The sequence below is a fragment of the Nocardia elegans NBRC 108235 genome (assembly GCF_001612845.1).
GTDB classification, from domain to species: domain Bacteria; phylum Actinomycetota; class Actinomycetes; order Mycobacteriales; family Mycobacteriaceae; genus Nocardia; species Nocardia nova.
The window spans coordinates 173,391-187,596 of record NZ_BDBF01000012.1; the positions used below are offsets into that span (position 1 = coordinate 173,391).

Sequence of the window (14,206 nt, forward strand, 5' to 3'; positions counted from 1 at the left end):
AAACCCGCGCATCCGAAATCCTGCCGACACCATCGCCCATTGACAGCATACTGTCATTTTGACAGCATACTGTCATGTCTGCTTCGAAGAGTGCACAGATTGCCGCGTTCCGAGTCGACGTGTCCGATGACACGCTCGATGACCTGGCACGCCGTTTGGCGCAAACCCGATTCGCCAATGAATCTTTCATAGACGCCGGTATTTCCACGTCCTACGTACGAGAACTGGTGGAGTATTGGCGAACCGGCTACGACTGGCGTTCATGGGAAGGGCTACTGAACTCCTACCCGCAGTACACCACTGAGATCGACGGGCAGATAATCCATTTCCTGCACGTCCGGTCCGATCGGCCGGACGGGTTGCCGCTGATCCTCACCCATGGCTGGCCGGGCACGGTGGTGGAATACCTCGACATCATCGAACCACTGACCCGCGCCGGCTACCACCTTGTCATTCCGTCGATCCCGGGCTTCGGTTACTCCGCGCCCCTGAGCGATCGGGGATGGAACAGGCAGCGCACGGCCAGAGCGTGGGCAGAACTGATGAACCGGCTCGGCTACGACCGATACGGCGCGGTCGGCAACGACGTCGGCTCGACCATCTCCCTCGAACTCGGGCACCTCGACAGCGAACATGTCACCGGAGTCCACGTCACCCAGATCTTCTCGACGCCCTCCGGAGCGCCCGGCGAGCTCACCGACCTCGACCCCGACAGCCTCGACCGATGGCGACGTCTACAACGGTTTATGGCCGCCGAGGGCGCCTATCTGACAGTGCACGCCAACCAGCCTCACACATTGGCTCATGCCCTTGCCGATTCCCCCGCAGGACTGCTCGCCTGGAACGCACAACTGTTCGGCGACGGCGTGGACCGCGACTTCACCGTCACAAATGTGATGATCTACTGGCTGACCGGGACGGCGGGATCCGCCATCGGCTTCTACCACGAAGATTCCCGCGCTCCGCGACCGAGCGAACCGACCTCGATACCGGTCGCCCTCGCCGAGTTCACCGGTGATGTCTTCGCCTCGATTCCCCGCTTCGCCCACCGCGACCATCGCAACATCGTTTCCTGGAACCAATTCCAAGGCGGCGGTCACTACGCCGCTCACCAAGCGCCGACCGAACTCGCGAACGACATCGACATCTTCTTCACAACGCATTCGTAGACATCGACTTTTCGTTCCCGTCTCGTCCGAGGACGTTGCGGTCGTCGACGGCCTGGACCGAACGGCGAACTGCACTCCCGCAGACAGCATTTCGCCCTATCCACGGGTCTGCTTCGACACCGGGTAGACCACCCACACTCGCGCTGGTGGGGGCGGATTCCCCGCTCCCCGCCTGCACTGACGTGTTACCGGAGATTACTTACGCGTTGAAGTATTTTGCTTCCGGATGCAGCAGGACGAAGGCATCGGTGGACTGTTCCGGATGCAGCTGCAACTCCTCCGACAGCGACACGCCGATCCGGTCCGCCTCCAGCAGCGACACCAGTTTCGCGCGGTCCTCGAGTTCGGGGCAGGCCCCGTAACCGAAGGAGTAGCGTGCGCCACGGTAGCCGAGTTTGAAGTAATCCGTCACCTCGGCGGGGTCCTCGTCGGCGACCGAATGTCCTTCCAGCACAAGCTCTTCGCGAATCCGGCGGTGCCAGTACTCGGCCAGCGCCTCGGTGAGCTGCACGCCGATGCCGTGCACCTCGAGGTAGTCGCGATAGTTGTTCGCCGCGAACAGCTCGTTGGCGAAATCGGCGATCGGCTGGCCCATGGTGACCAGCTGGAACGGCAGCACGTCGACCTGTCCGCGCTCCACGGCCAGCTTCCGCGAGCGCACGAAGTCGGCGATGCACAGGAACCGGTCGCGCTGCTGACGGGGGAAGGTGAACCGATAGCGTTGCGGCGCAGCCGGATCCGGCTCGGTGAGAACGATCACATCGTCCCCCTCGGATACGGCCGGGAAGTAGCCGTAGACCACTGCCGCATGCTGCAGCACGCCCTCGGTGGACAACCGGTCCAGCCAGTACCGCAGCCGCGGGCGGCCGTCGGATTCGACCAGTTCCTCGTAGCTCGGCCCCTCCCCGCCACGCTGCCCGCGCAGACCCCATTGCCCCAGGAACAGCGCGCGCTCGTCCAGCAGGCCCGAGTATTCGCCCACCGCGAGGCCCTTGATCACCCGGGTGCCCCAGAACGGCGGCACGGGCACCGGCAGATCGGCGGCCACGTCCGAGCGTTCGGGCACCTCGACGGGCACCTCCTTGGCACGTCGTTCCGCCGCGATGCGCTTGGACCGCTCGTGGCGGGCCTTGCGCTCGGCGGCCTTGGCACGTTCGGCCTCGGCGTCGGGACTGTCCGGATCGCCCGCGCCGCCACGCTTGCGGGTCATGATGTCGTCCATCAGGCGCAGGCCCTCGAACGCGTCGCGGGCATAGTGCACATCGCCGGCGTAGACGTCGGTCAGATCGTTCTCGACGTAGGCGCGGGTCAGCGCGGCGCCGCCCAGCAGCACCGGGAACTGGTCGGCGACCCCGCGGGTGTTCATCTCCTCGAGGTTCTCCTTCATCACCACCGTCGACTTGACCAGCAGACCGGACATGCCGATCACATCGGCCTTCTTGTCGGTCGCCGCGTCCAGGATCGCCGAAATCGGTTGTTTGATACCGAGATTGACGACCTCGTAGCCGTTGTTCGACAGGATGATGTCGACGAGGTTCTTGCCGATGTCGTGCACGTCGCCCTTGACCGTGGCCAGCACGATGCGGCCCTTGCCGGAGTCGTCGGTGGCCTCCATATGCGGTTCCAGATGCGCCACGGCGGCCTTCATCACCTCGGCGGACTGCAGCACGAACGGCAGCTGCATCTGACCGGAGCCGAACAGCTCACCGACGGTCTTCATCCCCGACAGCAGCGTTTCGTTGATGATCTGCAGCGGCGGCACCTCCTGCATGGCCGCGTCCAGATCTTCTTGCAGCCCGTTGCGGTCGCCGTCGACGATGCGCCGCTCGAGGCGTTCGAACAGCGGCAACGCGGCCAGCTCGTCGGCGCGGGAGGCCTTGGCCGAGGCGGCCGACACGCCCTCGAACATGGCCATCAGCGTCTGCAGCGGGTCGTAGCCCTCGCGGCGGCGGTCGTAGATCAGATCCAGTGCCGCGGTGCGCTGATCCTCCGGGATCCGGCTCATCGGCAGGATCTTGGAGGCGTGCACGATCGCGGAATCCAGTCCGGCCTCGACGCATTCGTGCATGAACACCGAATTCAGCACCTGCCGCGCGGCCGGGTTGAGGCCGAAGGAGATGTTCGACAGGCCGAGGGTGGTCTGCACCTGCGGGTGACGGCGCTTGAGTTCGCGGATGCCCTCGATGGTCTCCACACCGTCGCGCCGCGACTCCTCCTGGCCGGTGCCGAGGGTGAAGGTCAGGCAGTCGACGATGATGTCGCTCTCGGCCAGCCCCCAGTTGCCGGTGATGTCGGCGATCAGGCGCTCGGCGATCTCGACCTTCTTCTCCGCGGTGCGAGCCTGGCCGTCCTCGTCGATGGTAAGCGCCACCACGGCGGCGCCGTGCTCGGCCACCAGGCGCATGATCTGCTGGAAGCGCGAATCCGGCCCGGCGCCGTCCTCGTAGTTCACCGAGTTGACCGCGCACCGCCCGCCCAGATGTTCCAGGCCGGCCTGCAGCACCGGCGGCTCGGTGGAGTCGAGCATGATCGGCAGCGTCGAGGCGGTGGCCAGCCGGCCCGCCAGCTCGGCCATGTCGACGCTGCCGTCGCGGCCGACGTAGTCGACACACAGATCCAGCATGTGCGCGCCGTCGCGGGTCTGGTCCTTGGCGATGTCGAGGCATTTCTGCCAGTCGCCGGCCAGCATCGCCTCGCGGAATGCCTTGGAGCCGTTGGCGTTGGTGCGCTCGCCGATCATCATGATCGAGGCGTCCTGTTCGAACGGCACCGAGGTGTACATGGAGGACACGCTCGGCTCGTGAGCCGGATTGCGCTGCGCCGGAGCGACATTCGCGACCGCGTCGGCGACCTCGCGGATGTGCTGCGGGGTGGTGCCGCAGCAGCCGCCCACCAGCGCGAGGCCGAATTCGGTGACGAAGCCGTGCAGCGCGCTCGCCAATTCGCCCGGGGTGAGCGGATATTCGGCGCCGTTGGCCCCCAGCACCGGCAGCCCCGCGTTCGGCATCACCGACACCGGCAGCTGGGCGTGCTTGGACAGATGGCGCAGATGTTCGCTCATCTCGTCCGGGCCGGTGGCGCAATTGAGACCGATCATATCGACGCCGAGCGGCTCGATCGCGGTCAGCGCCGCACCGATCTCACTGCCGACCAGCATGGTTCCGGTGGTCTCGACCGTCACGTGGGTGATGATCGGAATGCGCCGCCCGACCCGTTCCATGGCCCTGCGGCTACCGGTGACCGCGGCCTTCACCTGCAGCAGGTCCTGGCAGGTCTCGATCAGGATGGCATCCGCGCCCCCGTCGAGCATGCCGAGCGCGGCCTCGGCGTAGGCGTCGCGCAGCGCGACGAAGGGAGCGTGGCCCAGGGTGGGCAGTTTGGTACCGGGCCCCATCGACCCCAGGACGTAGCGGGGCGTGCCGTCGGCGGACGGGCCCATCTCGTCGGCGACCTCGCGGGCGAGCCGGGTGCCGCGTTCGGACAGATCGCGGATCCGGTCGGCGATGTCGTAGTCGGCCAGGTTGGGCAGATTGCAGCCGAAGGTGTTGGTCTCGACCGCGTCGGCGCCGGCCTCGTAATAGGCGCGGTGAATGCCGCGCAGCACGTCGGGGCGGGTCTCGTTCAGGATCTCGTTGCATCCTTCGAGGCCACGGAAGTCGTCGAGCGTCAGATCCGCGGCCTGCAACATCGTGCCCATCGCACCGTCGCCGATCACGACACGCCGGGCAAGCGTGTCGAGCAACGTGGTATCGAACTCGGCGCGGGAGGACACAGACATGTACCCCAGAGTAGTGGGCGGCCCCGACAATCCTGACCACCGGACCGGGCGGCCCGTGCCACATCGCTCCCGACACGCGGTATCCCGCAATATGCGGTGAACGACACCGCCGCCAAGCCGTAGGCTGACCGGGTGAACCCCAGTGCCTCATCCGATCCGGCAATGCCGACGTTGCGTGATCCGGTTCTCGTCGCCGCCTTCGAAGGCTGGAACGACGCGGCCGACGCCGCCAGCGGCGCCGTCGAACATCTGGAACTGATCTGGGACGCCGAACCGCTGGCCGAACTGGATTCCGAAGACTACTACGATTACCAGGTCAACCGGCCGACCGTGCGCCAGGTCGACGGCGTGACCCGCGAGATCCAGTGGCCCTCGACCACCCTGTCGGTGTGCTCACCTCCCGGTAGTGAGCGCGACATCGTGTTGCTGCACGGCATCGAGCCGAATATGCGCTGGCGAGCGTTCTGCTCCGACATCATCGAACTGATCGAGCAACTGCAGGTCACGACGGTGGTGATTCTGGGAGCACTGCTCGCGGACACCCCGCACACCCGGCCGGTCCCGGTCACCGGCACCGCCTACAGCAAGGAAGCGGCCGAACAGTTCAGCCTGGAACAAACTCGCTACGAGGGCCCGACCGGCATCACCGGCGTACTGCAGGACGCGTGTGTGCGAGCGGGCGTGCCGGCGATCTCGTTCTGGGCCGCGGTTCCCCACTACGTCTCCCAGCCGCCGAATCCGAAGGCGACCATCGCGCTGTTGCGCCGGGTCGAGGACGTGCTCGATATCGAGGTGCCGCTGGGCGAGTTGCCCGCGCAGGCCGAGGACTGGGAGTCCGCGGTCGACGAGATGACCGAAGGTGACGAGGAGGTCACCGAATACGTGCGGTCGCTGGAGGAGCGCGGCGACGCCGCGGTCGACCTCGACGACGCGATGGCCAAGATCGATGGCGATGCGATCGCCGCGGAATTCGAGAAGTATCTGCGCCGGCGAGGCGGCGGCAAGGGCGGATTCGGCTTGTAGCCGGTGGCGGCGCCGGACACTCGGCCGGCGGGCGGGTCCCGCGAACGCGTGTCCGGCGACAGCCGCGCGCGGTCAGGTCTCGATGGTCAGCACCTGGGCCTCCGCGTCGTGAGCCAGTTTCGCGATGAGCACGTCGCGCGGAATGGTCTGGCCCGCAAGATGATCGAGTGACGGAACCACCACATGGTGTGCCTCGGCCCGCTTGAGCTCGGCCGTGAGTTCGGCGAACGCGGCGCCGTCACCCTGGGTCGATTCATGGAACGTCGCGGCGAAGCAGAGGCCGACTTCGCTGGCCAGGGTGCACATCGCATCCTCCAGCTCGGCGGCGTGACCGTCGGCCAAATCGTCACGCACGTATCCATAGATCAACGCTTCCACCCGAACCTCCGTTTGGATGTGTAAGGGACTCGCTGTTCTGTTGTGGATCACCTGCTAGTGGATCACCTTCTGCGGACGGGAAAACCGCCCGAATCGAGCATCCGTCATCGGCAAATGCAATTGCAGATGTCAATGACGGACAACCGCGTGCCCTATTGGGTCCAACTCGCGTTAACTGGTGGGATACTACAGACGTGGCCGTGAGTGACGATCGACCCGTCTGGGCTGTCAGGATGCGCTCCGAACGCGACGCCCGGGGGTGGTCCCAAGCGGATGCCGTCCGTGCGATGCGCGCGAAGTCATCCCACAACTTGCCGACAGACAGTACCCTCCTACGCAATTGGCGCCGTTGGGAATCGGGCGAGTCGCGCCCGGACGATTTCTACGCGCCGATCATCGCGGCGGCGTTCGACACCGTCACCGCGGCGTTTTTCCCCAAGGCGCGCCCGAATCGGGACGACGAACTTTTGTCGTCAACGGGAATGGACACGCTCGAGTTCATCGGCCGGCTACGGATGTCCGACATCTCTTCGGCCACACTGGATGCCATTCGCATCACCGCCGAGCGGCTGTGCTGCGAATATCCCTTCGCCGACCCGCACGAACTGCACACCGAGGGCACGGCGTGGCTGCGGCGCATCACCTCACTGCTGGACGGGCGGCTGACCCTTGCCCAGCATCGCGAGGTGCTGGTCCTCGCCGGTTGGGTGGCGTTGCTGGTCGGATGTGTCGACTACGACCTGGGCCGGCGCACCGCCGCGGAGGCGACCCGCCGCGCGGCCCTGTCACTGGGACAGGAGGCCGACCATCCCGAAATCGTCGGCTGGGGTGCGGAAATGGCGGCCTGGTTCGCCATCACGCAGGGCAACTACCGCGGTGCGATCGAGGTGGCCGAGTCCGCCCTGGACAACTGCCGCGGCATGGGCGTCGGCGTACAGCTGGCCGCGCAGCAGGCCAAGGCGTGGGCCCGCATCGGCGATCGCGAGGCGATGGAACGCGCCCTCGAGCGCGGCCGAGATATCTTGCGGCAATTGGACAATCCCGCAAATCTGGACAACCACTTCGTGGTCGACGCGCAGAAGTTCGACTTCTACGCCATGGATTGCTGCCGGGTCGCCGGCGACAACCGCCCCGCGGAAGCCTATGCCCGCCAGGTGATCCGCAGCGCCACGGGCCTCGACGGTTCGGTCCGTCAGCCGATGCGCGTATCCGAGGCACAGCTGACCCTGGCCGTCGTAGCGGTCCGCGATCGCGATCTGGAGCTCGCGGTCGACGAGGCGATGCGCGCGTTCGAGGGCAAGCGCCGCTCGCTGCCCTCGCTGCTGTGGATCGCGGGCGAGGCGGCGCGGGAGATGATCGAGCGCTATCCGTCCGATCCCCGCACGCGCACCTATCTCGAGCAGCTGCGGGTCCTGTCGACGAGCTGAGCGGATTCGCCTGCGCCGCTGAATTGCACGATGCCGCCGGGGTTGTACGCTGCGACGAATGGACTTCAGTCTGCGCAGCTGCTCGTGGCACGGGCACGCCACCTACGCCCCCGACGAAGCGGAACTGGCTGCGCGCCTGCATGTTTCGACGGCCGCCGGCGAGGCCTGGCGGTGTCTGCGCTGCGGGAACTTCGTGATCGGCGAGCCGCGCGGGCGCGGCCCGGCCGACGCGGCGCCCGAGGTGCCGCGCGGGCGGCTGCTGCGCGACCGGCTGATCATGCGGCTGCTGGCCACCGAACGGGTGATCCGCGGGCTGGTGTTCGTGGTGCTGGCCGCCGGGGTGTTCAAGGTGCGCAATTCGCAGGAGCAGCTGCATACCGCATTCGATCGCGAGCTGCCGCTGATCCGTCCGCTCGCCGACCAGATCGGCTGGAATCCCGACAATTCCAAGATCGTGGCGTTCATCGAGAAGGGCTGGACGCTGTCGCCGACCGTGCTCACCTGGATCGCGGTGGGGTTGCTGGCGTACGCCGTCATCGAATTCGTCGAGGCCGTGGGCCTGTGGTACGTGCAGCGCTGGGGTGAGTATTTCGCGGTGATCGCCACCTCGCTGTTCCTGCCGCTCGAAATCTACGAGCTCACCGAGCGCATCACCGTCGTCCGCGCCGGCGCCCTGGTGATCAATATCGCCGCGGTGCTGTGGTTGCTGTGGTCGAAGCGGTTGTTCGGCCTCAACGGCGGTGGCGCCGCCTACCATCGCGAGCACAGTGAGGAGAGCCTGCTGACCGTGGAACGCTCCGCGGTCGCCACCGAGGCGGGGTGACGGCACGCCGAGGCCCGGGTGCGCCGCCGCGGCGCACAGGCAGGTATTACGCTCGTGCCGGTGACCGAGTCCGCTGACCGATTGCTGCCCGCCGAACCCGCACTGTTCGACGGCGTCTCCCCCACTCGGGACGAGACGGTGATCGAGGGCGCGGATCGGCTGCGGTTGTTCTCCTTCGCCACCGCCGACAAGCGCAACGACTATCTGTGGGTGCTGCGCGCCTTCGATCACGCGCGTGCCGCCTATGTGGTGCTGCTGCATGCCTCCGATGTGGCCGACACCCTGGCTCGGATGCCGGATGCCCCGCATCCCACCGCCACCGAGATCGGGCCGCTGCTCGAACAGCTGCACACCTGGGGTGTGCTGGAACGCAGTTACGACGGCACCCGCGCGGCGACGCTCGCCGAATATCGCAACCGGCACTACGTGTATCAGTTCTCGCAGGCCGGATATCAGGCGTACCGGGCGGTGAACGAGGTGCTGGGCGCGCGCCTGGACGAGGCCTCGCTGTCGCGGCTGGTGCTCCCGGAACTGCTGGCCGATCTGCGGGCGCTGGCGCAGGCCAATCGCGACGGCGACGCCGAGCGGGTGTACCGGATTCTGAAGCGACTCGACACCGCGCTGTCCGAATTGGCGGACCGCGCGGCGCATTTCTATCTGACCCTCGGCGATCTGGTCCGCACGACCGAGGCCACGCCGGAAGCCTTTCTCGCACACAAGGATGCGCTGCTGGCGCATATGCGCGAATTCAGCATGGATCTGGCCCGCTACGCGCCCCGGCTGGCGGCCGCGATCGCCGAGGTCGACGACACCGGCGCCGAGGCGCTGATCGCCCGCGCCGCGTCCTGTGACGAGCGGGTGCTGCTGGACATCGGCGCGCGCGAAGCCGATTGGCGCGCCCGCTGGCAGGGGCTGCGCGGATGGTTCGTCGCGGTCCGCGATCGCGGCGCGCCCGACCCCGGCGGCGAATCCGCCCCGGTGACCGAGGCCGAACGGTTGCGGGAGGCGACCATGAGCGCGATCGCGGCGGTGCTGTCGCTGCTGCGCCGCGTGACCGAAACGCGCAAGGGCGGGGTGAGCCGGGAGTCGGCGCTGCGGCATCTGGCCGGTTGGTTCGCCGCCGCGCCCACCACCGACAGCGCGCACGCCCTGTTCGACGTCGTCTTCGGATTGGGCAAACCCCGGCACCTGTCGATGGAACATCCCGACGCCGACATCATTCCCGCGCACCGATCCTGGTGGGAGGCAGCGCCGCTGGAGATCGCGCGCACGCTCGCCGAAACCGGCCGCCAGCCCACCCCGGGCGCGCCCGCGCGGCTCGTGCGCAACGATGCCGGGGTGCGGCGGCTGCGCCAGGCGCAGTTGGAGACGCAGCGGGCCCGCGCGGCGGCCGCGATGTCGCTGGCCGCCGCCGATGTGCACGACCGGGTGCTCGACGAACGTGAAACCGAGGTCCTGCTGCGGCTGCTCGACGCCGCCTCCACCGCGTGGGTGCCCGTGAGCGGGCGGGTGAGCACGACCGGATCCGACAGCGGCGTGACGCTGACGGTCCGCGAACATCCCGGCTCCACGGTGGTGCGCACGGCCCAGGGCCTGCTGTATCTGGATCACCGCCGGCTCGAGGTGCGCGAGAATTCCCGCGCCCGCACCGCCTCCGGGCGGTCGTGATGCACGCGAAAACCATCGACCCGCTGGCATTGGACAGCTACCAGCGCGCCGCGCGGGTCCTGCTGGCCAATCATCTGGTGACCCGGACCTTCCCGGATCGCATTGCGCTGCCGTTGATCCGGCGCTGGGCCACGGAACTGCGCGAGGACATGGCCGAGCTGCTCGGTTACCGGCTCGAGGTCACCGAGACCACGGCTCGGCTGTTCCCGATCCCCGACCGGCTCGACACCGGCCGTCCCGCCCGTACCCCCGCCGATCGTGTCTTCGACCGTCGCCGCTACGCCTATCTGTCGCTCGCGTTGGCGGCGCTCGGTCGCGCCGGTGATCAGATCACGCTGTCGGAGTTGGCCGATCAGGTCGCGGCCTACGCCGTGCGGGTGGAGGGGCTGGACCTGTCGACCGAACGCGCTGCCGACCGCGATGCGTTCGTGGACGCGGTGGCCTGGCTGGCCGCCCGCGGCGCCCTGACCCTCGCCGACGGCGACGCCGGTGGCTGGGCCGCCGACCCAGAAGCGGGTGAGGCGCTCTACGACATCGACCGCTCGGTGGTGTTCGCGATCTTCCGGCCGCCGCGCGCGTTGCAGCACCTGCACAGTGTGCGCACCCTGCTCGCCGACGACACCGATTCCGCCGCAACGGCTTCCGTGCCGTCGCGCGCCGCGGCCGCGCGCCGGGTGCGGCGGGCGCTGATCGAACTGCCGGTCGTCTACACCGAAACCCTCGGTGCGGCGGAACAATCCGCGCTGGGCAGCGAGAAGATCGTGGCGGAGGTGGAGTTGCTCACCGGGCTGCGCGCCGAACGCCGCGGTGAGGGCGTGGCCTTGATCGACACCTCCGGCCGGTTCTCCGATGTGCGCTTCCCCAGCACCGGAACCCTCGCGCAGGTGGCGCTGCTGCTGATCGGCGAGATCGCCGACCGGGTCCTCGACCTCGACAATCCGCTGCCCCGGCAACCGCGCCCGCCCGCCGCCCCCGGCATCGCCGACGGTCTCGATGCCGCCATTCCGGCGGCCACGGTCTTCGCGCCGCTGGTCACGGCGCCGCAGGAACCCGGCGACGCGGATGATCCGGCCGACGAGGAAGGTCCCGAGCCGATCACCCATCCGTTCGTCGACGACGAGTGGATTCGCGCGACCGTGCACGCGCTCACCGAGCGGTACGGTTCGACGTTCGCCGCTCAATGGCAGGCCGACGTGGGCGGGCTCACCACCGAGGTGGTCGGTCTGCTGGCGCGGCTGTCTCTCGTGGAGATGGTCGACGGCGGTGTCCTGGCACTGCCCGCGCTGGCCCGCTATCGGGGCGCGGTGGTCACCGTGCGCACGCGGGCCGAAACCGAATTGTTCGCCTCAGCACGATCGCTGGGCGCGCACGCCACCGGGGAACCGGCGACCGCACCGGCCGGCGCCGCGGGATCCAGTACCTCAGGAAAGGGGACGGAGTAACCATGGACCTCATTCACGGTGGTGTCCGCTTCATTCCCACCCGCGCCGGAATCGTCAATCTGTGGGACTACCGCGATCAGGAATTCTGCTTCGCCGACGGGCGGCTGGTGCTGCGCGGGCCGAACGGCTCCGGCAAGACCAAGGCGCTGGAGGTGTTGTTCCCCTTCGTCTTCGACGGCCGCATCGAACCACGGCGGTTGAATCCGTTCGCCGGTGAAGAGCGCACGATGAAGTCGAATCTGCTCTATCGCAAACAGGATTCGGCCTATTCCTATGTCTGGATGGAATTCGCGCGCGGGCGCTGGTCGGATCCCGAGGTGGTCACCGTCGGCATCGGCATGCGCGCGACCCGGTCCTCGGACAAGGTGACGCGGTGGTATTTCGTCGCCGACGGCCGAGTGGGCGTGGACTTCTCGCTGATCGGACCCGACGATCGGCCCTTCACCCGCAAACAGCTGGCCGAGCAGATCGGCACCGACGCGATCGTGGACCGCCCCGTCGACTACCGCGCCGCGATCGACGCGCGCATGTTCGGCCTCGGTGTGCAGCGCTACGACCAGTTGATCAATCTGATCCTGACGCTGCGCCGCCCGCAGCTGGCCAAGAACCTCGATCCGCGCGGACTCTCGCAGGCCCTCACCGACGGTCTGCGCCCGCTCGACGATCAGCTGATACTCGACGCCGCCCGCTCGTTCAGCGATATGGAGGAGGTCGGCCGCACGCTCGAGGGGCTGGTCGCCGCCGACTCCGCTACTCGCACCTTCGTCGACGTCTATCGCAAATATCTTGCGGTGCAGGCGAAGTCGGATGTGGATCAGGTGCGCTCGCGGTTGGACGCGGTGACCCACGGCAGCACTGCGCTGTTCGCCGCCGCGGCACTGCGGCAGCGGCGCGAGACCGAGCGCACCGCCGCCGAGCATCGCGCCGAGGAGGCCGATCGCGCCTACGAGCAGGCCCTGACCGATCGGGAGACGCTGCAGCGCTCCAGCGCCTACGAGGGCAAACAGCAGCTCGACGATCTGGCCGATGCGGTGCGGCGGCTCGAGACCTCGGCGGCGGTCCACCGCGACAAGGCGACCAAGGCCCAGCAGGCGGCCGACCAGCGCGGCGACGAATACGAACGCGCCACCGCCGCGGTCACCACCGCCGCCGCGGCCCTGGCCCGCGGCGAGGACGAACTGCGCGCGGCGGCCGAGGAGGCCGGAATCGCCTGGGCCGCCCTGCCGGAACAGGCCCGCACCGAACAACTCACCACCACGGTGCGCAGTCACGCCGAGGAACGCGACGCCGATGTACGCGCGGTGCGCCAGGCGATGACGGTGGCCGATGCCGCCGCGGCCGACCGCACCCGCGCGGAGCGAGCCCTCGAGCGTGCGGCCCGCCACCGCGATACCGCGGCCGCCGAATTGGCCGAGGCGGAGGCCGCGGTGGCGCTGGCGCGCGCGAATACCGCTGCCTCCCTGCGTAGTTGGTGGAACCTGCACGGTGAGCTGTACTCCCCCGTGGCCGCCGGATTGTTCGAGGCGCTCGACGCCGCGCTCGCCGAGGCCGGCGGCGACGATGCGCCGCCGCTGCCGCAGGTGCTGGCCGAGCACACCGAATCGCTCACCGAAGCGCTGCGGGATCGCCGCCGTCAGGCCCGCGCGAGCGCCGATCAGGCTCGCGATCGCGCCGCGGCGCTGCGTGCCGAACAGCAGCGGGTCGCGGCCGAACAGGACGACGCGCCCCCGTCCCCGCAGAGCCGCGCCGAGGCCCGGGCGACGCGTCCCGGCGCGCCGCTGTGGCAGCTGGTGCGTTTCGCCGACAACGTCGATGCCGAGCGAGCCGCCGGGATCGAGGCGGCTTTGCAAGCCGCGGGCTTGCTCGACGCCTGGGTCGGTACGAATGACAAGGCGCCGCAGGCTGATTCGGACACCTTCCTGACGCCGCTCCCGCCCACCGCCCGGCCCGATGGTCCCACTCTCGCGCAGGTGCTGGTCGTCGAGGACGGTGTCGGCGACGATGCCGATTCGCCGATCGCCGCGGTCTCGCGCACCCACCTCACCGAAATCCTGGCCTCTATCGCACTGAGCGACAACGGCTCCCACGTCGGCGACCTCGTTGCCGTCGGCGGTGACGGTGGTTTCCGGCAGGGCGTGCAGTTCGGCCGCCACCACAAGCCGCAGGCCGAATTCATCGGCGCCACCGCCCGGGCCCGACGCCGGGAACGTCGCCTGGCCGAGTTGGCCGAGGAGATCGCGGCCGCCGAACAGGCCGAACAGACCGCTCGTGCGGACGCCGATGAGGCCTCCGGCGAGTTGGCCCGGCTGGCGGCCGCCGCGAAGGAATTGCCGCGCAGCAGTGCGGTGATCGCGGCGCTGCGTTCGGTGTCGGAGGCGGCGGGAGTCCTGCGCTCGCATACCGAGGCGGCGGCGCAGGCCGAACACGATCTGGACCAGGCGGTCGCGGCGTTCACCGCGGCCGACAAGAAGGTGCGCGCGGTCGCCGCCTCCCGCAAC

At 68.5% G+C, this 14,206-nt stretch carries 9 protein-coding genes; 7 read left to right on the plus strand and 2 right to left on the minus strand.

Going from position 1 to position 14,206, the window contains the following annotated elements; all coding sequences use genetic code 11:
- The first annotated feature begins 74 nt into the window (after window positions 1–74).
- A complete protein-coding gene (locus NE2_RS10730; protein ID WP_063025774.1) occupies window positions 75–1,169 on the plus strand; it encodes an epoxide hydrolase family protein in 1,095 nt (364 codons plus the stop codon).
- A gap of 199 nt (window positions 1,170–1,368) precedes the next feature.
- Here the strand turns inward: NE2_RS10730 and metH are convergent, their stop codons facing one another.
- Window positions 1,369–4,947, minus strand: coding sequence for a methionine synthase (gene metH / locus NE2_RS10735; RefSeq protein ID WP_063025775.1), 3,579 nt, complete (start codon window positions 4,945–4,947; stop codon window positions 1,369–1,371).
- Window positions 4,948–5,109: 162 nt separating this feature from the next.
- Between metH and NE2_RS10740 the strand changes: the two genes are divergently transcribed.
- Window positions 5,110–5,970 (plus strand): PAC2 family protein, encoded by an 861-nt coding sequence (locus NE2_RS10740; protein ID WP_210743458.1) that lies wholly within the window; start codon window positions 5,110–5,112, stop codon window positions 5,968–5,970.
- Window positions 5,971–6,042: 72 nt separating this feature from the next.
- On the opposite strand, the gene NE2_RS10745 is transcribed toward NE2_RS10740, so the two are convergent.
- Complete coding sequence (locus NE2_RS10745) at window positions 6,043–6,348, minus strand: hypothetical protein (protein ID WP_036501858.1); 306 nt, start codon at window positions 6,346–6,348, stop codon at window positions 6,043–6,045.
- Window positions 6,349–6,659: 311 nt separating this feature from the next.
- Here NE2_RS10745 and NE2_RS10750 point away from each other — a divergent pair, with 311 nt between their 5' ends.
- The 5 genes from NE2_RS10750 to NE2_RS10770 form a co-directional block, all read left to right on the plus strand.
- Window positions 6,660–7,775: an NsdA family TPR-like regulatory protein gene (locus NE2_RS10750; protein WP_228816717.1), complete on the plus strand. Its 1,116-nt coding sequence runs from the start codon at window positions 6,660–6,662 to the stop codon at window positions 7,773–7,775.
- A 58-nt stretch (window positions 7,776–7,833) separates the two neighbouring features.
- Window positions 7,834–8,598, plus strand: coding sequence for a DUF2127 domain-containing protein (locus NE2_RS10755; RefSeq protein ID WP_063025776.1), 765 nt, complete (start codon window positions 7,834–7,836; stop codon window positions 8,596–8,598).
- Between the two features lie 159 nt (window positions 8,599–8,757).
- A complete protein-coding gene (locus tag NE2_RS10760; protein ID WP_063025804.1) occupies window positions 8,758–10,266 on the plus strand; it encodes a TIGR02677 family protein in 1,509 nt (502 codons plus the stop codon).
- The gene (locus NE2_RS10765; RefSeq protein ID WP_063025777.1) at window positions 10,266–11,708 is read left to right on the plus strand and encodes a TIGR02678 family protein; all 1,443 of its coding nucleotides are present in this window, start codon (window positions 10,266–10,268) and stop codon (window positions 11,706–11,708) included. Before NE2_RS10760 ends, NE2_RS10765 begins: the two co-directional genes overlap by 1 nt.
- 2 nt (window positions 11,709–11,710) lie before the next feature.
- On the plus strand, window positions 11,711–14,206 hold a 2,496-nt coding region (locus NE2_RS10770), incomplete at its 3' end, for a TIGR02680 family protein (protein ID WP_063909354.1).